General features: G+C 73.9%; 24 protein-coding genes and 2 pseudogenes. 6 read left to right on the top strand and 20 right to left on the bottom strand.

Annotated elements, in window-relative coordinates:
• The 3 genes from MW084_RS19440 to MW084_RS19430 form a co-directional block, all read right to left on the bottom strand.
• Positions 1-1,194 (bottom strand): chromosome segregation SMC family protein (locus MW084_RS19440; RefSeq protein ID WP_275563713.1); only part of this gene is annotated, 1,194 nt, incomplete at its 3' end.
• Between the two features lie 200 nt (positions 1,195-1,394).
• The gene (locus MW084_RS19435) at positions 1,395-1,607 is read right to left on the bottom strand and encodes a hypothetical protein (RefSeq protein ID WP_010472387.1); all 213 of its coding nucleotides are present in this window, start codon (positions 1,605-1,607) and stop codon (positions 1,395-1,397) included.
• Positions 1,608-2,017: 410 nt separating this feature from the next.
• The gene (locus MW084_RS19430) at positions 2,018-2,299 is read right to left on the bottom strand and encodes an acylphosphatase (protein ID WP_010472386.1); all 282 of its coding nucleotides are present in this window, start codon (positions 2,297-2,299) and stop codon (positions 2,018-2,020) included.
• A gap of 151 nt (positions 2,300-2,450) precedes the next feature.
• Between MW084_RS19430 and MW084_RS24640 the strand changes: the two genes are divergently transcribed.
• Positions 2,451-3,413, top strand: a complete 963-nt coding sequence (locus MW084_RS24640; RefSeq protein WP_010472384.1) for a CAP domain-containing protein — start codon at positions 2,451-2,453, stop codon at positions 3,411-3,413.
• A gap of 154 nt (positions 3,414-3,567) precedes the next feature.
• Here MW084_RS24640 and mutM read toward each other — a convergent pair whose 3' ends face one another.
• The 10 genes and pseudogenes from mutM to MW084_RS19375 form a co-directional block, all read right to left on the bottom strand.
• Positions 3,568-4,437 (bottom strand): bifunctional DNA-formamidopyrimidine glycosylase/DNA-(apurinic or apyrimidinic site) lyase, encoded by an 870-nt coding sequence (mutM, locus tag MW084_RS19420; protein WP_010472383.1) that lies wholly within the window; start codon positions 4,435-4,437, stop codon positions 3,568-3,570.
• A 126-nt stretch (positions 4,438-4,563) separates the two neighbouring features.
• The gene (gene rnc, locus MW084_RS19415; RefSeq protein ID WP_078571864.1) at positions 4,564-5,460 is read right to left on the bottom strand and encodes a ribonuclease III; all 897 of its coding nucleotides are present in this window, start codon (positions 5,458-5,460) and stop codon (positions 4,564-4,566) included.
• Positions 5,461-5,467: 7 nt separating this feature from the next.
• Positions 5,468-5,641, bottom strand: a complete 174-nt coding sequence (gene rpmF, locus MW084_RS19410; RefSeq protein WP_003957604.1) for a 50S ribosomal protein L32 — start codon at positions 5,639-5,641, stop codon at positions 5,468-5,470.
• A 2-nt stretch (positions 5,642-5,643) separates the two neighbouring features.
• Entirely contained in the window at positions 5,644-6,246 is a 603-nt protein-coding gene (locus MW084_RS19405; protein WP_010472375.1) for a YceD family protein, read from the bottom strand.
• Positions 6,247-6,460: 214 nt separating this feature from the next.
• Positions 6,461-6,829 (bottom strand): annotated as a pseudogene (locus MW084_RS19400) (cell division initiation protein); the annotation flags it as partial.
• Between the two features lie 31 nt (positions 6,830-6,860).
• Positions 6,861-7,614: cell division initiation protein (locus tag MW084_RS19395; RefSeq protein ID WP_275563712.1), on the bottom strand; the 754-nt coding region annotated here is incomplete at its 3' end.
• A 136-nt stretch (positions 7,615-7,750) separates the two neighbouring features.
• A complete protein-coding gene (gene coaD / locus MW084_RS19390) occupies positions 7,751-8,230 on the bottom strand; it encodes a pantetheine-phosphate adenylyltransferase (RefSeq protein ID WP_010472373.1) in 480 nt (159 codons plus the stop codon).
• A gap of 26 nt (positions 8,231-8,256) precedes the next feature.
• A complete protein-coding gene (gene rsmD / locus MW084_RS19385; RefSeq protein WP_010472372.1) occupies positions 8,257-8,841 on the bottom strand; it encodes a 16S rRNA (guanine(966)-N(2))-methyltransferase RsmD in 585 nt (194 codons plus the stop codon).
• A gap of 67 nt (positions 8,842-8,908) precedes the next feature.
• Entirely contained in the window at positions 8,909-11,170 is a 2,262-nt protein-coding gene (gene recG, locus MW084_RS19380; protein WP_050986804.1) for an ATP-dependent DNA helicase RecG, read from the bottom strand.
• A gap of 58 nt (positions 11,171-11,228) precedes the next feature.
• Entirely contained in the window at positions 11,229-12,860 is a 1,632-nt protein-coding gene (locus MW084_RS19375; protein WP_010472370.1) for a DAK2 domain-containing protein, read from the bottom strand.
• A 283-nt stretch (positions 12,861-13,143) separates the two neighbouring features.
• Between MW084_RS19375 and rpmB the strand changes: the two genes are divergently transcribed.
• Complete coding sequence (gene rpmB, locus MW084_RS19370) at positions 13,144-13,329, top strand: 50S ribosomal protein L28 (RefSeq protein WP_003957616.1); 186 nt, start codon at positions 13,144-13,146, stop codon at positions 13,327-13,329.
• Between the two features lie 169 nt (positions 13,330-13,498).
• On the opposite strand, the gene thiD is transcribed toward rpmB, so the two are convergent.
• Together thiD and MW084_RS19360 are read right to left on the bottom strand one after the other, a co-directional pair.
• The gene (gene thiD, locus MW084_RS19365; protein WP_010472364.1) at positions 13,499-14,293 is read right to left on the bottom strand and encodes a bifunctional hydroxymethylpyrimidine kinase/phosphomethylpyrimidine kinase; all 795 of its coding nucleotides are present in this window, start codon (positions 14,291-14,293) and stop codon (positions 13,499-13,501) included.
• On the bottom strand, positions 14,290-15,264 hold the full coding sequence (locus tag MW084_RS19360) for a thiamine-phosphate kinase (protein ID WP_010472363.1): 975 nt from the start codon (positions 15,262-15,264) through the stop codon (positions 14,290-14,292). The genes thiD and MW084_RS19360 overlap by 4 nt, the downstream gene beginning before the upstream one ends.
• A 260-nt stretch (positions 15,265-15,524) precedes the next feature.
• Between MW084_RS19360 and MW084_RS19355 the strand changes: the two genes are divergently transcribed.
• Positions 15,525-15,758 (top strand): Lrp/AsnC family transcriptional regulator, encoded by a 234-nt coding sequence (locus MW084_RS19355; RefSeq protein ID WP_010472361.1) that lies wholly within the window; start codon positions 15,525-15,527, stop codon positions 15,756-15,758.
• Positions 15,759-15,778: 20 nt separating this feature from the next.
• Positions 15,779-16,270, top strand: coding sequence for a DUF3515 domain-containing protein (locus MW084_RS19350; RefSeq protein WP_010472359.1), 492 nt, complete (start codon positions 15,779-15,781; stop codon positions 16,268-16,270).
• 59 nt (positions 16,271-16,329) lie between these two features.
• On the opposite strand, the gene MW084_RS19345 is transcribed toward MW084_RS19350, so the two are convergent.
• Genes MW084_RS19345 through MW084_RS19335 form a run of 3 tightly spaced genes read right to left on the bottom strand, consistent with a single transcriptional unit; the run spans position 16,330 to position 19,272 of the window.
• Positions 16,330-17,478, bottom strand: a complete 1,149-nt coding sequence (locus tag MW084_RS19345; RefSeq protein ID WP_029553625.1) for a D-alanine--D-alanine ligase family protein — start codon at positions 17,476-17,478, stop codon at positions 16,330-16,332.
• A gap of 34 nt (positions 17,479-17,512) precedes the next feature.
• Positions 17,513-18,523, bottom strand: coding sequence for an NAD(P)H-dependent glycerol-3-phosphate dehydrogenase (locus MW084_RS19340; RefSeq protein ID WP_010472357.1), 1,011 nt, complete (start codon positions 18,521-18,523; stop codon positions 17,513-17,515).
• Complete coding sequence (locus tag MW084_RS19335; protein WP_010472356.1) at positions 18,520-19,272, bottom strand: lysophospholipid acyltransferase family protein; 753 nt, start codon at positions 19,270-19,272, stop codon at positions 18,520-18,522. Before MW084_RS19335 ends, MW084_RS19340 begins: the two co-directional genes overlap by 4 nt.
• A 136-nt stretch (positions 19,273-19,408) precedes the next feature.
• On the opposite strand from MW084_RS19335, the pseudogene cofC reads away from it, so the two are divergent.
• Together cofC and MW084_RS19325 are read left to right on the top strand one after the other, a co-directional pair.
• Positions 19,409-20,104, top strand: a pseudogene (gene cofC / locus MW084_RS19330) (2-phospho-L-lactate guanylyltransferase).
• A gap of 67 nt (positions 20,105-20,171) precedes the next feature.
• Positions 20,172-20,375 carry a hypothetical protein gene (locus MW084_RS19325; RefSeq protein WP_010472354.1) on the top strand — a complete coding sequence of 68 codons (204 nt, stop codon included), beginning with the start codon at positions 20,172-20,174 and terminating at the stop codon, positions 20,373-20,375.
• Positions 20,376-20,495: 120 nt separating this feature from the next.
• Here MW084_RS19325 and MW084_RS19320 read toward each other — a convergent pair whose 3' ends face one another.
• Together MW084_RS19320 and MW084_RS24755 are read right to left on the bottom strand one after the other, a co-directional pair.
• Entirely contained in the window at positions 20,496-21,146 is a 651-nt protein-coding gene (locus MW084_RS19320; RefSeq protein ID WP_029553624.1) for an HU family DNA-binding protein, read from the bottom strand.
• A gap of 143 nt (positions 21,147-21,289) precedes the next feature.
• On the bottom strand, positions 21,290-21,433 hold a 144-nt coding region (locus MW084_RS24755), incomplete at its 5' end, for an SCO5555 family protein (RefSeq protein ID WP_476718380.1).

Genomic DNA, 21,433 nt, shown 5'->3' with positions numbered 1-21,433 from the left:
CCCCACCCGGCCGGTGAGCCGGGCGAGGCCCTCGCGGCGGTCGGCGACGGCGCGGGCGGCGTCCCTGAGGCGGCGCTCCTCGGCGGCGAGGGCGTGTTCCCGTTCGGCACGGCGGGCGACGGCTTCCTCCAGGGCCTGCTCGGCGGTCCGGAGGGCGGCCCGGATCTCCGCCTCCTGCTCCCGGACCCGGGCCGCCTCGCGCTCCAGGTCCTCGGGGTCGCGGCCGCGGCGCTCCTCGACGGGCTGGGCGGTGGCGCTCTTGACGCGGGCGTCGGCCAGCGAGACGGTGCCGCGCACCCGCTCGGCGAGCCGCGACAGCTCGTACCAGGTGTGCTGGGCCTTCTGCAGGCGGGGGGCGAGGCGCCGCACCTCCTCCTCCAGGGCGGCCTCGTGGGCGAGGGCCGCCCCCAGTTCGGCCTCGGCGTGCTCCCTGCGCTCCTTCAGCGCGGCCTCGTCGGCGAGTTCGGCGGCCAGGGCCTCACGGAGGCGTACGAGGTCGTCGGCGAGGAGGCGCAGCTTCGTGTCCCGCAGCTCGGCCTGGATGACGGCGGCGCGGCGGGCGACGGCGGCCTGCCGGCCGAGGGGCTTGAGCCGGCGGCGCAGTTCGTCGGTAAGGTCCTGCACCCGGGTCAGGTTGGCCTGCATGGCGTCGAGCTTCCGCAGCGCCTTCTCCTTGCGCCTGCGGTGCTTGAGCACTCCGGCGGCCTCCTCGATGAAGGCGCGACGGCCCATGGGGTCGGCGTGGAGGACGGAGTCGAGTCGGCCCTGGCCGACGATGACGTGCATCTCACGGCCGATTCCGGAGTCGCTGAGGAGTTCCTGGACGTCCAGGAGGCGGCAGGTGTCGCCGTTGATCTGGTATTCGCTGCCGCCGTTGCGGAACATGATCCGCGTGAGGGTGACTTCCGCGTAGTCGATCGGGAGGGCGCCGTCGGAGTTGTCGATGGTGAGGGACACCTCGGCCCGCCCGAGGGGCGGCCGGCCGGTCGTCCCGGCGAAGATCACGTCTTCCATCTTGCCGCCGCGCAGGGATTTCGCCCCCTGCTCGCCCATGACCCAGGAGAGCGCGTCGACGACGTTGGATTTCCCGGAGCCGTTGGGGCCGACGACGCAGGTGATGCCCGGTTCGAACCGCAGGGTGGTGGCGGAGGCGAACGACTTGAATCCGCGGAGGGTCAGGGCCTTGAGGTGCACGCTCCCGGACTCTACCGGGCGGGTTTCGTTTGGCCCGTGAACGAGGAGGGCAGACCAGCCGGTGAGCGCGGCGCGTCCGGTCGGCGACGCGCGGATGAACACGGGAAAGAAAGAAGGGACGCCGGAGCGTCCCTTGCATATCTGTTCGCGAGAACGTTCCTCACCCTTCCGCGGATCGGAGCAGCACGGCCCCGGCGGGGTCAGGTGAGCGCAGGCTCGCCCTTGGGTACGTCGATGTCGATGCCGTCGAGCAGCGGCTCGCGGTGAGCGGCGGCAGCGGCGAGCGCGTCCTTCTCGGACTGGATCCGGACCAGCTCGGACTCCAGGTCCTGGACGCGCTGCTGAAGCCGTCGCATCTCGGCGAGCAGTCGCGGGTCGGTACCGCCGACATAACCGAGAAGCGCCTTTGCCATGATGGATGGTCCTCCACACTGAGTGACCGACCGAAGCGGTGTGGGTCGTGAGGGATTGGCACCTGCGGTGCCCGGCGGCGGATGTGCCGCTGCGGTTCTGCCGCCGAACAGTGAAGGTGCGCGGGGCTTCCAGAATCGCACCAAAAAGTTTGACGGTCAACACGATCACAGCGCTGACCGACGGGCGACCGGGGGCGCCTGTCGCCGGACATACGGCGGCGCCTCTCGCACGGTGCCCGGAAGGACGTAAGGATCATCCTTGCGCGCCGGGGCCGCCGCCACAAGACTTCGTCGGCAATCACCCGGCCGTTTCCCCATCGGAAAACGATCCGGTCGAGGCGGGGAACGCTCCGGAGCGGTTCGCGTACATTCCGGTGGCGGCGGCGTGCCGGGCTTTTCGACGCGCCCTTTCAGCGGATCTCGAATCCCGTGTATCCGCCGCGCGGCGTGTCCCATATCTCCGTGACCCCGTCGACGCGCCCGGGTGTGTCGGCGGAGCGCAGCCAGTCCAGGAGACGGTGGCAATTCTCACGTCGGCCCTCGGCCACCACCTGGACCCGGCCGTCGTCCAGATTCAGGGCGAATCCGGTGAGGCCGCCGATCTCCAGGGCGTTCGCCCTGGTGAACCAGCGGAAGCCCACTCTCTGCACTCGTCCGCGTACCCATGCCGTGAGCCGCACCTCGTCGTCCATGACCGCACGCTAACCGGCCGGCGGTTTCGGCGGCACTTCACCTCGGCGTGCCATCGCGTACAGTCCCCGTCCAACGAGCCTCACTCGTTCGGGTGCATTTCGGCGATTCGGGGCGCACGACCGACAGACAGCAGTGCAGGAGGCTGAGCAGATGGGACGCCATCGACGCTCCGGCGCCGCGCCCGCCGAGGACGAGTACGCGGTCGGTGGGCACCGGGGAGCACGGCGGAGGAAGCGGGCACTGCCCCTCCGCGGAGGGCTGCTCGGCGCTTCGGCCGCCATGGCGGTGGGTGTGGCCGCGGTGGCGTCGGGGGTCCTGCCCGGTGGTGGGACGTTCGTCGTCAGCGGCGGCGTGCCCCAGGAGCAGATGCGTTCCGGCGAAGTGGCGGGACCGGACACGCAGGGCGGTGCCGGCGCCGTACCGCGCACCGGGACGCCCTCCGCGGCCGCACCGGGCACGTCCCGGTCCCCGGCGGCCTCCCCGGAGGCACGGCCGAAGGCCCCGTCGAGGACTCCGTCCGGGACCCCTGACGGAACTCCGTCCGCGGTCCCCTCGAAGACCCGGTCGAAGGCCCCCTCCCCCAGGGCTTCCACCCCGTCGTCCCCGCCGGTGCGGACCAGGGCGGCGTCCCCTGCTCCCACGGAGGCGAAGCCGCCCGTGCTCCCGCCCCGTACCGAGGCCCCCTCACCGGAGAGGACCACCGCCCCGCCCTCCCCCCGGACGGTGACGAGCCAGGCCGTCGCGATGGAGGCCGCGGTCCTCGACCTGGTCAACCGGGAGCGCGCCGCGGTGGGCTGCAGCCCGGTCCGCGCCTCGGCGGAGCTGGGCGACCTGGCCCGGGCGTTCAGCCAGGACATGGCGGAACGGGGCTTCTTCTCCCACACGGACCCGGACGGCGACGACCCCTGGGCGCGGGCCGCGCAGGCGGGTGTCGAGGGCCTGGGCGGCGAGAACATCGCCTACGGCCAGACCGACGCGAACGCCGTGATGGATGCCTGGATGAACAGCGACGGCCACCGTGCGAACATCCTCAACTGCGACTTCAAGCGCCTGGGCGTCGGCGTCCACATCGCCGACGGCGGCCCGTGGTGGACCCAGAACTTCGGCTTCTGAGACTGCCGCAGGTCAGCCGCCTGTGATTCCGCGCGGGCCGTCTTCACGACACGGCCCGCGGCCGTGAGCGGAACCCCGTACGGCGCGGTCCCCGGCCGGAGGCGGTGCCTCTGGCGGGAGCAGGCCGGGCGCCGGGACGGCGGGCGCCGGGTGCTCAGGCGCGGGGCGGTGCCGGGCGGGGCGGGCGCTGGCAGCGCGGGCAGAAGTAGCTGGACCGGTTCATCCACGGGCGGCGGCGTACCGGGGAGCCGCAGCGCCGGCAGGGCTCGCCCTCGCGCCCGTACGCGTCGAGCGACCGGTCGAAGTAGCCGGATTCGCCGTTCACGTTGACGTACAGGCTGTCGAAGCTGGTCCCGCCGGCCGCGAGGGCGGCGTCCATCACGTCCCGGATGTGCCCGAGCAGCTCGTACGAACGCGGACGGGTGAGCAGGGCGGTGGGGCGGTCGTAGTGGAGGCGGGAGCGCCACAGGGCCTCGTCCGCGTAGATGTTGCCGACGCCGCTGATCAGGCTCTGGTCGAGCAGGGCGCGCTTGACGGTGGTGCGGCGCAGCCGCAGTGCCGTGTGGAAGGCGGCGTCGTCGAACAGCGGGTCCAGCGGGTCGCGGGCGATGTGCGCGATGGCGTCCGGCAGGCCCTCGGGGGTGTTGTCGTGGAGGGACAGCCCGCCGAAGGTGCGCTGGTCGACGAAGCGCAGCTCGGTGCCGAGGGCGTCGTCGAAGCGTATGCGGACGCGCAGGTGCCGCTCGTCCGGGGCGGTCTCGGGCTGTACGAGGAGCTGGCCGCTCATGCCGAGGTGGCCGAGGACGGAGGCGTTCGTGTCGTCGAGCGGCAGCCACAGGTACTTGCCGCGCCGCCGCGCCACGCCGACGCGGTGCCCGGTGAGGCGCGACGCGAAGTCGATCCCGCCACCGAGGTGCCGCCGTACGGCACGCGGATGCAGGACCTCGACGGCGGCGACGGTGCGTCCGCTCACCCAGCGTTCGAGGCCCCGCCGGACGACTTCGACCTCGGGCAGCTCGGGCACGGCACTCCTCGTGTCGGGACGGTGGGGCGACGGGATCGTGGACGCGCCTCCGGCAGCCGGCCCGAGCGGGCGGCCGCCGGAGGCGCGGCGGATCGGTGGGCCCGGCGGCGGGCCGGGCCCGGAGCGTCAGGCCGTCATGGAGTCGGCCTCGACCGGAGCGGCGTCGGCCGGACCGGCCGGAGCCTCCTCGGCCCCGGACTCCCCGGCCGGAGCCTCCCCGGGCCGGGACTCCGCGGCCGGGGCCGGGGCGTCCTGATTCGCCGCCGCCGCGCGTTCGTCGGCGGCGGTGCGGATGGCGCGCCACGCGGCCTCCGCCGCCTGCTGCTCCGCTTCCTTCTTGCTGCGGCCGGTGCCGGTGCCGTACGAGACACCACCGACGCGGGCAGCAGCAGTGAAGGTCTTCTCGTGGTCCGGCCCCGTCTCGGTGACGAGGTACTCCGGCACCCCGAGGCCCTCGGCGGCGGTGAGCTCCTGGAGGCTGGTCTTCCAGTCCAGGCCCGCACCGAGGTTCGAGGACTTCTCGATCAGCGGGTCGAAGAGCGGGTGGACCAGCTCGGACGCCGCGTCGAGGCCCTTGTCGAGATAGACCGCGCCGATCACCGCTTCGAGGGTGTCGGCGAGGATGGACGCCTTGTCCCGGCCGCCCGTGCCCTCTTCGCCCCGGCCGAGCCGGATGAAGGAGCCCAGGTCGAGCCCGCGGCCGACCTCCGCCAGCGCACGAGAGTTGACCACCGCGGCCCGCAGCTTGGCCAGCTGGCCTTCGGGCAGGTCGGGGTGGGTGCGGTACAGCGTGTCCGTGACCACCAGGCCGAGCACGGAGTCCCCGAGGAACTCCAGCCGCTCGTTGGTGGGCAGGCCGCCGTTCTCGTACGCGTAGGAACGGTGGGTCAGCGCACGCACCAGAAGGGCGGACTCGACCTGGTAGCCGAGCCGCCCTTCCAGAAGCGTGTGGGACGAGGCTGTGTTATCCGCCTGCTTCCTGGCGTCATCTGCCGTTTCGTGGCCGGACACGGTGCCTCTCACCAGCCGCTCAGACCGCGAGGACCTGGCGCTTGTTGTACGTGCCGCAGCTGGGGCACGCGATGTGCTGCTGCTTCGGCTCCTGGCAACGCTCGCACGAAACCAGGGTGGGGACCGCAGCCTTCCACTGCGACCGGCGGTGGCGCGTGTTGCTGCGCGACATCTTCCGCTTCGGAACAGCCACGGCTACTTCTCCTGCTTCTCGTCGACGCCCGGTTCGGCGCCGCTCATGTCGTCCTTCTCGCCGGTCCCGAGTGAACCGGCGAGTCCCTGCAGTGCCGCCCAACGGATGTCGACGGCGTCATGGTGGTGGTCCGGGTCGTCGTTCAGGTCGGCCCCGCACTCGGAGCACAGTCCCGCACAGTCCTCCCGGCACACCGGCTGCATCGGCAGTGCGAGCACCACCGCGTCCCGCAGCACGGGTTCGAGGTCGAACATGCCGTCCTCGAGGGGGACGATGTCCTCGTCGTCCTCGGCATCGTCGCCCGATGCCGCGTGGCGGCCCCGGTCGTCGGTGTCGGGGTACGAGAACATCTCCTGGAAGTCCGCCGCGACCTCTCGGCGCAGCGGCTCCAGACACCTTACGCACTCCCCCTCGGCCGAGGCACGGGCGGTGCCCGTGACGAGCACCCCTTCCATGACCGACTCGAGGCGGAGTTCGAGCTCGACGGGCGAGCCCTCCGGCACGCCGATGACCCCGTCGATGCCGAGGTCGGCGGGGGCCGCCACCTCGCGGGTGAGCCGCTGGAGCGCACCGGGACGCCGCCCCAGCTCGTGCGTGTCGAACACGAGGGGGTTGCGGTGGTCGAGGCGCGTGCTCAGGGCTCTTCCTGCTTTCGGAATCGGGAGGGGCCGCGCTGTCCGCGCCGAGGGGCGAAGCGGGCAGCCGGGATCGCGGACGTACTCGCGACCGAACAGCCAGGATACTGGACGCTCCGCCCAGGACCCAATCCGGCCGGTCGCGGCCCCGCGGCGACCGCCTGGGGAGGCGGCGCGGGCGGAGTCAGTGCCCCTGGCCGTGGCCCTGCTCGTAGCGGCGCAGCTGCTCCAGGTCGATCATGCTGGTGTCGAAGAAGCTGGTCTCGTCGAGCGCCGCCGCCGCCGGCTGCGCGGGCGGCGCCTGCGGGGCGGGCGCCGCCTGGGGCTGCCGGTAGGCGTACGGGTCGGGCTGGGCCCCGTACCCCTGGGTCCCGTACCCCTGTGCGTACTCGCCTTGTGCGTACTCGCCCTGGCCGTAGCCGCCTTGGACGTAGCCGCCCTGGTCGTAGGGCTGCTGGTGGTACGCGTAGGGGTCCTGCAGCTGGGCGTGGGCCTCCTGGGGCTGCTGCGCCGGGTAGCCGTACGGGTCCGGCTGGTGCGCGGGCGGCGGCGGNGCCNGCGNCNNNNGCCGACTNNCCGGGGNNCGGGCGCGGCGTCGGGCCGGGGGTCGGCGAGTTCGGCGAGGCCCGCCAGGTAGTCGGCGTCGCTGGTGTGCGGCTGCCGGGGGCCCGCGGCGTCCTGGGCGGCCATGTGCTCGCCGAGGGCGTCGGCGGTGGTCCGCCCGTGGAGCTTCTGGCGTCCGCGGCCGACGGCCTCCAGGGTCTTGCCGAGGACCGCCTCGAACGCGCTCAGCTTGGCGTCCACGTACTCGTCGGCCCGCCGGACGAGGACCTGCGGGTCGGGGCTGTACTCGGGGGCGTCCTCGTCGGCGTACCCCTGCTCGTCGAGGCCCGGGCCGCGGCCGAGGAGCTTCTCGCGGCCCCGGTCGACGGAGCCGATGGTCTTGGTGAGGACGACCTCGAAGTTGGCCAGCTTGGAGTCGACGTAGTCGTCGGCCTCGGCGCGGATCTCCTCGGCCTCCCGGCGCGCCTCCGCGAGGATGCGGTCGGCCTCCTCCCGGGACTGCCGGACGACCTGGCTGTCGGAGATCAGGGAGCCGCGTTCGGCGCGGGCGGCCGCGATGATCCGCTCGGCCTCCCGGTGGGCCTCCTCCACCACCTGCTCGCGTCCGCCGATCAGCTCCCGCGCCTGGGCGAGAGAGCCCGGGAGCGCCTGGCGGACCTCTTCGAGCATCGCGAGCAGTTCGGCGCGGTTCACCACGCAGGACGCCGACATGGGCATGGAGCGGGCGTTCCCGACCGCCTCGACGATGTCGTCGAGCTTCTTCTGCACGTCCACCGTGTGCTCGCCACTCTCTACAGCCGGATGGGAAGACGGACGGGACGACTGTACGGCCAGTCGGGCCCCGTCCGACACCGGTCCCCCGGGCCCGGCCCGGCCCCGTCCGGGGCGCCTCCGCCGGGCCGCCCGGCGGTCACTTCCCGCGCAGCCGCGCCGCCAGCGCCTCGTGCACGGCCGGCGGCAGCAGGTGCGAGACGTCGCCGCCCCACGCCGCGACCTCCTTGACCAGCGAGGAGGAGAGGAAGCTGTACGTGGGGTTGGTCGGCACGAACAGCGTCTCCACACCCGTGAGGCCGTGGTTCATCTGGGCCATCTGGAGCTCGTAGTCGAAGTCGCTGACCGCGCGCAGGCCCTTCACGATGGCCGGGATGCCGCGCTCCCGGCAGAAGTCGACGAGCAGGCCGTGGTGCGACTCGACCACGACGTTGTCGTACTCGGCGGCGACCTCGCGGATGAGCTCCATCCGCTCCTCGACGGTGAACAGGCCGCTCTTCGACTTGTTGATCATCACGGCCACGTGCACGACGTCGTACAGCCTGGAGGCGCGGGCGATGATGTCGAGGTGTCCGTTGGTGATGGGGTCGAACGACCCCGGACAGACTGCTCGGCGCAACTGAAGTCCCTCGCTCTCCGGTCCGGTCACGGTGCGCCTCCGCACGCGGAGGCGGCGCGACCGTACCAAAAGGTCCCCTCGCCGTAGCGGCGGGACCGCAGCGGCTCGAACCCCTCCGGCCAGCCGAACTCCCCGCCCCTGGTGCTGCGCTCCACGGTGACCAGGGCGTCCGCCGCGAGCCATCCCCGGGTGCGGAGTGTGAGGAGTATCTCGCGGAGATCGTCGTCGGAGACGGCGTACGGCGGGTCGAGGAAGACCGCGTCGTACGGCTCGGCGGGCGCGGGCCCCGTCACGACCTGCTCGGCCCTGCCGGTGCGGACCTCGGCGCCGGGCAGGCCGAGCGCGCGGACGTTCTCGCGGACCGTGCGGGCGGCGCGGGCGTCGGCCTCGACGAGCAGGGTGTGCGCGGCGCCCCGGGAGAGGGCCTCCAGGCCGACCGCCCCGGACCCGGCGTACAGGTCGGCGACGCGGATGCCGTCGAGCGTGCCCAGGAGGGACTGCCAGGTGGAGAACAGGCCCTCGCGCGCCCGGTCGGAGGTGGGGCGGGTGCCGTTGCCCGGCGGTACGGCCAGGCGGCGTCCGCCGGCCGCTCCGGCGATCACGCGGGTCATGTCGGTCCTTGTCGTCGTCGGCGTCGCTGGTCTCGGCTCCACGATATGGGCCGGTGGAGGGGGTGTCTCATCCCTTCTCCAGGTACCGCTCGCGCTCCGCGTCCAGCAGGGCGTCGAGGGCGGTGCGCAGCTCCGGGTGGCGCTCCAGGCCGGGGTCCGCGGCGACGAGGGCGGTGGCCTCGGCGCGGGCGGCGGCGATGACCTCCTCGTCCTCGACGACGGTGAGCATGCGCAGGGAGGAGCGGGCGCCCGACTGGGCCTGGCCCAGGACGTCGCCCTCGCGGCGCTGTTCGAGGTCGATGCGGGAGAGCTCGAAGCCGTCCAGGGTGGCGGCGACGGCGGCCAGCCGCTGCCGGGCGGGAGTGCCCTCGGGCATGTCGGTCACGAGGAGGCACAGGCCCGGTGCGGAGCCCCGGCCGACGCGGCCGCGCAGCTGGTGCAGCTGCGACACGCCGAACCGGTCCGCGTCCATGATCACCATGGCGGTGGCGTTGGGGACGTTGACGCCGACCTCGATGACGGTGGTCGCGACGAGCACGTCGGTCTCGCCGGCGGCGAAGCGGCGCATGACGGCGTCCTTGCCGTCGGGGTGCATCCTGCCGTGCAGCACCTCCACGCGCAGGCCCGCCAGGGGCCCCCGGGCGAGCTGTCCGGCGACCTCGGTGACGGCGAGCGGAGGCCGTTTCTCGGCGGCGTCCGCGCCGGCGTCCCGCGCGGCCTCGCCGTCGTCCCGGGCCTGCCCGGCGGGCTCGCCGCCGCCTCGGGCCTCGTCCTCGTCGTCGCCGATGCGGGGGCACACGACGTACGCCTGGTGGCCGCCCTCGACCTCCTCGCGGACGCGCTCCCAGGCGCGGGCGAGGAAGTGCGGCTTGTCCCGGGCGGGCACCACGTGGGTGGCGATCGGCGAGCGGCCGGCCGGGAGCTGGTCGAGCACGGAGGTCTCCAGGTCGCCGAAGACCGTCATGGCGACCGTGCGCGGGATGGGCGTGGCGGTCATGACCAGCAGGTGGGGCGGCTGCTCCCCCTTGCCGCGCAGGGCGTCGCGCTGCTCGACGCCGAAGCGGTGCTGCTCGTCGACGACGACGAGGCCGAGGTCGTGGAACCGGACCCGGTCCTCGATCAGCGCGTGCGTGCCGACGACGATGCCGGCCTCGCCCGTGGCCAGGTCCAGAAGCGCCCGGCGGCGGGCGGCGGCGCCCATGGAGCCGGTCAGCAGGACGACCCGGGTGGCGTGTTCGGCGCCGCCGAGCATCCCCCCCTGGGCGAGGTCGCCCATCATCTCGGTGATCGAGCGGTGGTGCTGCTGGGCGAGGACCTCGGTCGGGGCGAGCATGGCGGCCTGCCCGCCCGCGTCGACGACGGCGAGCATGGCGCGCAGGGCGACCATCGTCTTCCCGCTGCCGACCTCGCCCTGGAGGAGGCGGTGCATGGGGTGGTCGGTGGCGAGGTCGTCGAAGATCTCCTTGGAGACCGCGCGCTGGCCGTCGGTGAGGGTGAAGGGCAGGCGGTCGTCGAAGGCGTCGAGGAGGCCCCCGGGCACGGGCGTGCGGGGAACGGCGGGGAGCTGGGCGTCGGCGTACCGGCGGCGGGCCAGGGCGACCTGGAGGACGAACGCCTCGTCCCACTTGAGCCGTTCGCGGGCGTCGGCGACGTCCGCCCTGGTGCGCGGCCGGTGGATCTTGAGGAGCGCGTCGGGCAGGGCGGTCAGGCCGCGGCCCTCGCGCAGGGCGGGGGGCAGCGGGTCGACGGCCTCGTGGACGCGCGGCAGGACCGCGTCGACCGCTTTGGCGATCTTCCAGGACTCCAGCTTCGTGGTGGCTGGGTAGATCGGGATGAGGGCGCCGGCCCAGGCGTCCACCGCCTCGCCGCCGTCCCCGCGCAGGAGTTCGTAGGCGGGGTGGGCGAGCTGGAGCCGGCGGTTGAAGAGGGAGACCTTGCCGGCGAACATCGCGCGGGTGCCCGGCAGGAGGTCCTTGTGCGGCTTGTGGACGCCCTTGCCGAAGAAGACCAGCCGCAGCCGTCCGCTGCCGTCGGTGATGGTCACCTCCAGCCGCTGGCCGCGGCCCCGGGAGCCGCTGTACGTGTGCAGGCGCGCGTCGGCGACCTGCGCGACCACCGTGACGTGCTCGTCCAGCGGCAGGTCGGCCATCGCGGTCAGCTCGCCGCGCTCGGCGTACCTGCGCGGGTAGTGGTGCAGGAGGTCGCCGACGGTGTGCAGGTCGAGGGTCTCGGCCATCACCTTGGCGGTGGCCGGCCCGAGGACCTTCCTCAGGGGTTCGCTCAGCACGGCTGCCTCCTCCTCCGTACCCCGTCCCGGTCGGAGGTCCATTCCACACCACGCCACCGACAGCGGGCGGCGACCCGCCCCGGCGTCCGCCGGGAGCGGGTCACTCGACGCCGACGAGGAGCGGCGCCTGCTGGCGGCCTCCGTGGTAGACGCAGGTGTCGACGGCGAGGTGCCGGTCGCGCACGTGGCGTTCCAGGCGGTCGGCGAGGGCCGGCGGGGCGTCGTCGGCGAGGACCAGGGTGACCAGTTCGCCGCCGCCCGACAGCATCCGGTCGAGGACGGTCCGGGCGGTCTCGACGAGGTCGTGGCCGATCACGGCGACGTCGCCGTCGATGAGGCCCAGGACGTCGCCGGCCTGGCAGACCCCGGCCGAGGTGAACGACTGGTGCTCGGCGACGGTCAGTTCGCCGTAGCGGGTGGCGCCCGCGGCGGCCGTCATGGCGACCACGTCCTCGTCGAAGCGGCGGCCCGGCTCGTGGACGGCGAGCGCGGCGAGGCCCTGGACGGCCGCCCTGGTAGGGACCAGGGCGACGCGGACCCCTTCGGCGCGGGCCTGTTCGGCCGCCGCCGCAGCCGTGTGGCGCAGCTCGGCGGAGTTGGGCAGCAGGACCACCTCGCGCGCGTGGGCGCGGCGGATCGCGTCGAGCAGTTCGCCGCTGGCGGGCGGGCGTTCCGGCAGCGCCAGGACGGTCGTGGCGCCCGCCTGGGCGCACAACTCGGCGAGCCCCTCGCCCGGTACGACGGCGACGACCGCGCGCTGGACCGGTTCCGTGGGCCCGGCCGGGGGCTTCGCGGCGCCGGTGCCGAAGTGGGTGACGCGGATCCGGTACGGGCGGCCGGCCTCGACGCCCGCCTCCACGGCCGCGCCCGCGTCGTCGACGTGCACGTGGACGTGCCACAGCCCGTCGCCGCCCACGACGACCAGGGAGTCCCCGAGGCCGTCGAGGCGGGCCCGCAGCCGGGTGACGGCCTCGTCGCCGGCCTCCAGCAGGTAGACCACCTCGTACGCGGGCCCGTCCGCCGCGCAGGTCTCGCCCGGCGCCGCGGCGGCCGGCGGGGCCACCGCCCGCCGGGTGCGCGCCTCCCTCGCCGGGGCCTCGCCCGACAGGGCCTCGACGAGCGCGCCGAGCACGGCGACCAGGCCGCGGCCGCCCGCGTCGACGACGCCCGCCCGGGCCAGGACGTCGAGCTGGCCGGGGGTGTCCTCCAGCGCGGCGCGGGCGCCCTCGTACGCGGCCCTGGCCACCGCCGGGAGGACGGGGCCGGCCGAGGCGGCGGCCCGCGCCGCGGCCGAGGCGACGCTGAGGATGGTGCCCTCGACGGGGTGGGCGACGGCCCGCCTGGCCGCGTCGGAGGCGGTGCGCAGGGCCTGCGCCAGGTGGGGTCCATCACCTCCGCGGGCCAGCACCTCGGCCATGCCGCGCAGGAGTTGCGCCAGGATGGTGCCGGAGTTGCCGCGGGCGCCGATCAGCGCGCCGTGCGCCAGGGCCCGCACGGTGTCGGCGGGGGCGGGGGCGGTGCCGTCCGCGTCGTGCTCCGCGAAGAGGGCCTCCACGGCCTGCCGGGCGGCCTCCACGGTCAGGTACAGGTTGGTGCCGGTGTCCCCGTCCGCGACCGGGTAGACGTTGATCGCGTCGATCTCCTCGCGCTCCCTGCCGAGGGCGTCCAGCGCCAGCGCGCACCAGGAACGGACCGCTGCGGGGTCGAGGTCCCGCCCCAACTTCTCCGGCACCTGGTGATCCTCCTCGTGGGGCTCCCGCGCGCCGCCGGGGCGCCGGGTGTGGGCTGCACCGCAGGGTAGACCCAGGTTCGCGGCCGGGGCCGGGGCGGGGGTCCGGCGGTCCGTGGTAGTTTCGTTGTACCGAAGTGGTCGTTGTATGCTGCTCCGGTTGCCCGATGAGAGTCGGGCCGTTTCCCCCGGCAACGCCACTTCAGTCACCGACCCCGATGTCATCGATCTGATTCCGGCTCGCCGGATTTCACCGTAAGTGCATCTGAAGTCTTTGGAGTGACCCGTGGCTGCCAACTGCGACGTCTGCGGCAAGGGGCCGGGCTTCGGCAACAACATCTCCCACTCGCACCGCCGTACGTCCCGTCGCTGGAACCCGAACATCCAGCGCGTGCGTGCCGTGGTCGGTCGGACGCCGAAGCGGCTCAACGTCTGCACCTCGTGCATCAAGGCCGGCAAGGTCTCGCGCTAAGGCGACGTTTCGTCGTAGCGCAGCCTCTGCGGTTGCCTTGGAAGCCGGTCCACCCTCGGGTGGGCCGGCTTTTCGCCGTCTCCGCCGCCCCGCGCCCGGCGGGGCGCCCCCCGGGAGGGCGGAGGTGCGTGCGCCCTCCGCCGAGGAGGACGCACGCGGGGCCGGGCCCTCAGCGGAAGCGCCACCCGTGGTCGACCGGGCCGATCCCGCCGCCCAGTGCGAAGCCCGCCGCGATGGCCCCGGTGACGTACTCCTTGGCCCGCCCCACCGCGTCCGGCACGGGCAGGCCCCTCGCCAGTCCCGAGGCGATCGCGGAGGCGAGCGTGCAACCCGTGCCGTGGGTGTGCCGGTTGTCGAGGCGGGGCGCCCGGAACCAGTGCTCCTCGCGGCCGTCCGTCAGCAGGTCGACCGCCTCGCCGGTCAGGTGCCCGCCCTTGACCAGCGCCCAGCGCGGCCCGAACGCCAGCACGGCGCCGGCGGCGCGGCGCAGGTCGGCCTCCCCCTCCACCCGTACGCCGGTGAGCTGCGTCACCTCGTCGAGGTTCGGGGTCGCGACGGTCGCCAGGGGCAGCAGCCGCCCGCGCACCGAGTCGAGCGCGGAGGCCGCGAGGAGCGGATCGCCGTGCTTGGAGACGCCCACGGGGTCGACGACGACGGGGGCCCGCGTCTCCGCGAGCAGTTCCGCGACGGTCTCGACGAGCGGGGCGGAGGCGAGCATCCCCGTCTTCACGGCCTGCACGCCGATGTCGCCGACGACGCTGCGGTACTGGGCGCGCACCGCCTCCCGCGGCAGTTCCCAGGCGCCCTGCACGCCCAGCGAGTTCTGCGCGGTGACGGCGGTCAGGACGCTCATGCCGTGGACGCCGAGGGCGAGCATGGTCTTCAGGTCGGCCTGGATGCCGGCGCCGCCGCCGGAGTCGGACCCGGCGACGGTGAGCACGCGGGGCGGGGCCTGGCGGGTCATTCGCCCTCCCCGTACGGGCCGCCGAAGTGGTCCCAGCCGCCGGCGGTGTGCCAGGGCGCGCCGTCGACGGTGACCTGCGGCAGGGCGGAGGGGTTGAGGACCTCGCCGATGACCTTCCACCGGGCGGGCAGCTTCACGTCGGGCGGGAACGTGGCGACGATCGCGTGGTCCTCGCCCCCGGTGAGCACCCACTGCAGCGGGTCGACGCCGACGGCCTGGCCGATGTCGTTCATCTGCGTGGGGACGTCGACGGCGCCGGAGCGCAGGTCGATGCGGACCTTGCTGGCCTCCGCGATGTGCCCGAGGTCCGCGATGAGGCCGTCGCTGACGTCGCACATGGCGGTCGCGCCGAGGCTCGCCGCCGCCGGGCCGGCGTGGTACGGCGGCTCCGGCCTGCGGTGGGCCTCGACGAACGCGCGCGGGGAGCGGAAGCCCCGGGAGAGGACCGCGTACCCGGCGGCGGACCAGCCGAGCCAGCCGGTGTAGGCGACGACGTCGCCGGGCCGGGCGCCGCCGCGGGTGACGGGTTCGTGGTTGCGCAGGTCGCCGAGGGCGGTGATGGCCACGGTGATCGTGTCGCCGCGTACGACGTCGCCCCCGACGACGGCGGCCCCGGCGACCTGGCACTCGTCGCGCAGCCCGTCCATGAGTTCGGTGGGCCAGGTGGCGGGGAGCCCGGCGGGGACGACCAGCCCGAGCAGGAGCGCGGTGGGGACGGCGCCCATGGCGGCGATGTCCGCGAGGTTCTGGGCGGCGGCCTTGCGGCCCACGTCGTACGCGGTGGACCAGTCGCGGCGGAAGTGGCGGCCCTCCAGCAGGATGTCCGTGCTGGCGACGACGCGCCGGTCGGGCGCGGCCACGACGGCGGCGTCGTCCCCCGGCCCGATCCGTACCGCCGGGGTGGTGGTGAGCCGGGAGGTGAGCTCCCTGATGAGCCCGAACTCCCCGAGCTCGCCGACAGTGCCCTTCACCGAGGTCCACCTCTCATGTCGTCGTGGGCCCGCGTACGACCGGCTGGTCCTCGTGCGGTTGCGGTCGCGGGCCGTCACTGCTGTAGGTACGGTCAACGAGACGGGCGGAGCCGTCAACTTCTGTCTCTCGTGCGCCGGGCGCGGGGCGCCGGCCGCCTCGCGGTCTCCCCGCCGTACACGGCGACGCGATACCGTGGCGTCCCCTTCTCCCCCGGGCCCCTCCGGCCCGGGATGGTCCCCGTGGTCGCCCTGGAGGTTCCGTGGTACAGGCGTACATCCTGATTCAGACCGAGGTGGGGAAGGCGTCGCTGGTCGCCGAAACCATCGCGAAGATCCCCGGCGTGGTCCAGGCCGAGGACGTGACGGGCCCGTACGACGTGATCGTGCGCGCCCAGGCGGACACGGTCGACGGGCTGGGCCGCATGGTCGTCGCCAAGGTCCAGCAGGTGGAAGGCATCACCCGCACCCTGACCTGCCCGGTGGTCCACCTGTAGTCCCCGTCTACGCTGAGCCGGTGAAGTCCTCCCACCGGTTCCCCCGCCTGCCCGCCGCGGCCGGCGCCGTCGCCACGGCCGTGCTGCTGGCGGCGGCCCCCGGCTGCGCCGTGACGGACGCGAAGGCACCGGTCCCGGTGCCGAGCCCGGCCGCGGCCGAGGCCGCGTACTGCCGGGCACTGCACCGCGAACTCCCGGACACCGTCTCGGGCCTGCGCCGGAGCGAGACCGAGCCGCGTTCCGAACTGACCGCCGTGTGGGGGGACGGAGCGATCGTACTGCGCTGCGGGGTGCCCCGGCCCGCCCGGATGAGCGATCCGCAGGCGCAGGCGGTCGAGGCCGACGGCGTCGACTGGCTGGTGGAGCAGCGGAAGGGGACCGGGCCGCGCTTCACCACCACGTACCGCAGGGCGTACGTGGAGCTGTCGCTCGACCGGCGGTTCGCGTACGACGCCGGGCCGCTGGTGGCGTTCGCCGGGCCGGTGGGCAAGGCCGTCCCGCCGAGCCTGTGAGACGGCCCGCGCGGCGGGCCCGGAGGCCGTACCGACCGCGGTCCCGCCGTGCGCGGTTCCTAGCGCAGCCCGGTCGGGCGGCGCAGGGCGGCCTGGACGAGGCGGTCGATCAGCTCGGGGTAGTCGACGCCGCTCGCCTCCCACATGCGCGGGTACATCGAGATCGGGGTGAAGCCCGGCATGGTGTTGATCTCGTTGATGACGAACTCGCCGTCGTCGGTGAGGAAGAAGTCGGCGCGGACCAGGCCCTCGCAGGAGGCGGCCTCGAACGCGGCGATCGCCAGCCGCTGCACCTCGGCGGTCTGCTCCGGGGTGATCGGGGCGGGCACGACGCCGGACGCCGAGTCGATGTACTTCGCCTCGAAGTCGTAGAAGTCGTGGTCGCCCACGGGCGGGATCCAGGCGGGGACGCTGGCGCGCGGTCCGTCCTCGAACTCCAGGACGCCGCACTCGATCTCGCGGCCGGTGAGCAGCGACTCGACGAGGACCTTGGGGTCGTGGCGGCGGGCCTCGGCGACGGCGTCGTCGAGCCCGGACTCGTCGTCGACCTTGGTGATGCCGATGGAGGAGCCGGCGCGGGCGGGCTTCACGAACAGCGGCCAGCCGTGCTCGGCGGCGAAGTCGGTGATCTTCCGTCGGGCGGCGGCCGGGTCGCGGTCCCACTCGCGGGGCCGGACGACCTCGTACGGGCCGACGGACAGGCCGAAGGAGGTGAAGACGCGCTTCATGTACTCCTTGTCCTGGCCGACGGCGGAGGCGAGGACGCCCGCGCCGACGTAGGGCACCCCGGCGAGCTCCAGCAGGCCCTGGAGGGTGCCGTCCTCGCCGTAGGGGCCGTGGAGCATGGGGAAGACGACGTCGACCTCGCCCAGGGCCTTCGGGACGGAGCTGGGCTCCGCGTAGACGACCTCCCGGCTGGTGGGGTCGGCGGACAGCACGACGCTGCCCTCGCCGGGCTCGGCGAGGTCCTCGACGCTGGGCAGCGCGCGGTCGGCGATGGCCATCCGCTCCGGGGCGTCGGCGGTCAGTGCCCAGCGGCCGTCGGCGGTGATGCCGATGGGCAGCACGTCGTACTTCGTCCGGTCGATGGCGCGCAGGACGGCGCCGGCCGTGACGACGGAGATGGCGTGCTCGGAGCTGCGCCCGCCGAAGACGACGGCCACGCGCGGCTTACGCCCGGGGCTGGTGGGAAGGTTCTCGCTGCTCATATCGCGATGAGACTACCCGCTCCCCCGGGCTCCGTCAGCGCCGCTCGGGCTTGGCGCTCCGGGACATCAGCTCCTTGAGCGCCACCATCGGCGGCTTTCCCTCATGGACGATGCCGACGACGGTTTCGGTGATCGGCATGTCGACGCCGTGCCGGCCGGCCAGGTCGAGGACCGACCGGCAGGACTTGACGCCCTCGGCGGTCTGCCGGGTGGCCGCGATGGTCTCCTCCAGCGTCATGCCCCTGCCGAGGTTGAAGCCGAAGGTGTGGTTGCGGGACAGCGGGGAGGAGCAGGTCGCGACCAGGTCGCCGAGGCCGGCGAGGCCGGCGAAGGTGAGCGGGTCGGCGCCCATGGCGAGCCCCAGCCGGGTGGTCTCGGCGAGGCCGCGGGTGATGAGGGAGCCCTTGGCGTTGTCGCCGAGGCCCATGCCGTCGGCGATGCCGACGGCGAGGCCGATGACGTTCTTGACCGCGCCGCCCAGTTCGCAGCCGACCACGTCGGTGTTGGTGTAGGGGCGGAAGTACGGGGTGTGGCAGGCGGCCTGGAGCCGCCGGGCGACGGCCTCGTCCCGGCAGGCGACGACGGACGCGGCCGGCATGCGCGCCACGATCTCCTTGGCGAGGTTGGGCCCGGTGACGACGGCGACGCGGTCGGCGGGGGCTCCGGTGACCTCCTGGATCACCTCGCTCATCCGCTCGCAGGTGCCGAGTTCGACGCCCTTCATCAGGGAGACGAGGACGGTGCCGGGGGCGAGTTCCGGTGCCCAGGCGGCGAGGTTGCCGCGGAGGGTCTGCGAGGGGACGGCGAGCACCGTGAAGTCGGCGCCGGCGGCGGCCTCGGCCGGATCGCCGGTGGCGCGGAGGTTGGCGGGCAGTTCGACGCCGGGGAAGTAGTCGGGGTTGGTGCGCGTGGTGTTGATGGCGTCGGCGACCTCGGGGCGGCGGCCCCAGAGGGTGACGTCGCAGCCGGCGTCGGCGAGGACCATGCCGAAGGCCGTGCCCCACGAGCCGGTCCCGAAGACCGCCGCCTTGACGGGGGGCGTCACCCGGCCTCCCTCCCCGCGGTCCCGCGGCGCCGCTCCAGCAGGGCTCCGCGGTGGTCGTACGGCTCGTCGGGGGCCTTCTCGCCCCGGATGTCCTCCAGCAGCGCGGTGACGGCCCGCATGATCTCCTCGGTGGCCTCGCGCAGCACCTCGTTGGTGGGCTCCGCGCCGTGGAACCGGGAGAGGTCGACGGGCGGGCCGGCGACGACGGTCAGCGTCCTGCGCGGGAAGAGGCGGACCTTGTCCTTCGTCGCGTAGGGCGGCATCACCAGGTTGGCACCCCACTGGGCGACGGGGATGACGGGCGCCCCGGTCAGCAGGGCGACGCGGGCGGCGCCGGTCTTGCCGGTCATCGGCCACATGTCGGGGTCGCGGGTGAGGGTCCCCTCGGGGTAGAAGGCGACGCACTCGCCCCGCTCGATGGCGTCGACGGCGGCGCGGAAGGCGTCCAGGGCGTCGGACGTCTCGCGGTAGACGGGGATCTGCCCGGTGCCCCGGAGGATCGCACCGACGAAGGACCCCTTGAAGAGGGCCGCCTTCGCCAGGAAGCGCGGCACGCGTCCGGTGTTGTACTGGAAGTGCCCGTACGACAGCGGGTCGAGGTACGAGTTGTGGTTCACGACCGTGATGAATCCGCCCTCGGCGGGGATGTGCTCCATTCCGCGCCAGTCCCGCTTGAACAGAACCACCAGCGGCGGTTTCGCGATGACCGCCGCCAGGCGGTACCAGAAGCCGATTCTGCGGCGGGACACTCGGACACCTTCCTGTGGTACTCGTCTTGCCGGGGGTCAAGTGTCGCCCCACGCCCCTGGTCTGTCGAGGACACCGTACGCCCCGGCCCCCGGACCGGTTCCCCGGGCGGTGGCCGGCCGCGCCACAATGGCCGGGATGGAGAAGGACGCGGAGCGGGCCGCGGCCCCCGCCGGGCGGGGCCGGGCGGGGGCGCCCTGGTCGCTGGTGGTCCCGCTGAAACCCCTCGCCCTGGCGAAGACCAGGCTGGCGGGGGCGGTCGGCCCGGCGGAGCGGCGGCGGCTGGCGCTGGCGTTCGCGCAGGACACCGTGGCGGCGGCGCTGGCCTGCGCCGCGGTACGGGATGTGGTGGTCGTCACGGACGACCCGGTGGCCGCCCCGCGCCTGGCCGCCCTGGGCGCCCGGGTCGTGCCCGACCGGCCGGCCGCGGGGCTCAACGCGGCGGTGGCGTACGGGGCGGAAGCGGTGCGGGCGCGGCGTCCGCGGGCCGCGGTGGCGGTGCTGAACGCGGACCTCCCGGCGCTGCGTCCGGCGGAACTGGAGCGGGTGCTGGCGGTCGCGGGCCGTTTTCCGCGGGCTTTCCTGGCGGACGCCGCCAATATCGGTACGACTTTCCTGTCGGCGGCGCCGGGAATTGAATTGCGCCCGGTTTTCGGGGGCGCCTCGCGGCTGCGGCATTTGTCGTCGGGCGCGGTGGAAATCCGGCTCGGCGGCGTGGTGTAGGTGCGGCGGGACGTGGACACCGAGGCGGATCTGCGGGCGGCGCTGCGCCTGGGCGTGGGGCGGTGCACGGCGGGCCGGTGCGGGACGAAGGGCCCGGCGGAGGACCGGTGAGGCGGGCACCGCGGGCCGGGGCGCGGCGCGGATCCCGCCCGCGGGACGGCGGGATAGGCTGCGGCGCATGCAGGCGACCGCGTACACGTACGACCCCGAGACCCGCAGCGGCAGCGTGCTGCTCGACGACGGCACGCCGGTGGAGTTCGGCGCGGAGGCGTTCGACGCCGGGGGCCTGCGGCTGCTGCGGCCCGGGCAGCGGGTGCGGATCGAGGCGGAGGGCGGGGGCGAAGCCCTGCGGATCACGCTGGTGACGCTGCAGACGTTCTGAGCGGCGCCGCCCGGACGACACCGCGGGCCGGGCCTCCCCCCAGGGAGGCCCGGCCCCGCGTGCGAGCGGCCCGGCGGGCCGTCGCCGTCGCCGGTCGATGTCTCCTCGCCGCCGCGCCGCCTACTTGCCCCTCGCCGCGGCGGTCTTGCGCGCCGCGGTCTTGGCGGGCGCCTTCCTCGCGGTGGTCTTCTTGGCGGGCGCGGTCTTCTTCGCCGCGGTCTTCTTCGCCGCCGCGGGCGCGGTCTTCTTCGCGGGTGCCGCCTTCTTGGTGGCGGCGGCGGTGGTCTTCTTCGCCGTTGTCGGGGTGGTCTTCCTGGCCGCGGCGGCGGTCTTCGACGCGGTCGCCGCCTTCTTGGCGGGGGCGGCGGTCTTCTTCGCCGTGGTCTTCTTCGCGGCGGCCTTCTTGGTGGTGGCCTTGGCGATGGTGGGCGGCGCGCCCGAGAGGCTGCCCTTGGGTGCCTTCTTGACGGCCACCTCGCCCCCCTTGGGCAGCTTCTTGGTGCCGCTGACCAGGTCCTTGAAGCCCTGGCCCGCACGGAAGCGGGGGACGGAGGTCTTCTTGACCCGTACGCGCTCGCCGGTCTGCGGGTTGCGGGCGTAGCGGGCCGGCCGCTCGACCTTCTCGAACGAGCCGAAACCGGTGACCGAGACCCGGTCGCCGGCGACCACCGCGCGGACGATCGCGTCGAGTACCGCGTCCACGGCGTCGGCCGCCTGCTGCCGGCCCCCCATCTTGTCGGCAATCGCTTCTACGAGCTGCGCCTTGTTCACGTCTTCCCCTTCGGAGACATTGCCGGAACGAAAGCGTTCAAGCGATTTCGCACGTTAGGCAGATATATACCGCAAATCAAACACGAAACGGGCTAATCACCCTTGTGCCGCAACGCAGTAGCCGCCTGCGGACTTCCGGGTGCTCAGTCCCCTTCAGGGAGCCGGTCCTCGTCGAGGTCCTTCATCAACCGGTCGAGACGCCGTGCCGCGTCCGCGAGATCGTGCTTCGCCGAGGCCGTGACGACCAGCAGCTTCCGGGACAGCGCCATCCTTACGCCCTCCGGGAC

This window comes from Streptomyces sudanensis, from assembly GCF_023614315.1.
GTDB classification, from domain to species: Bacteria; Actinomycetota; Actinomycetes; order Streptomycetales; family Streptomycetaceae; genus Streptomyces; species Streptomyces sudanensis.
This window is presented reverse-complemented; position numbering and strand designations above follow the sequence as displayed.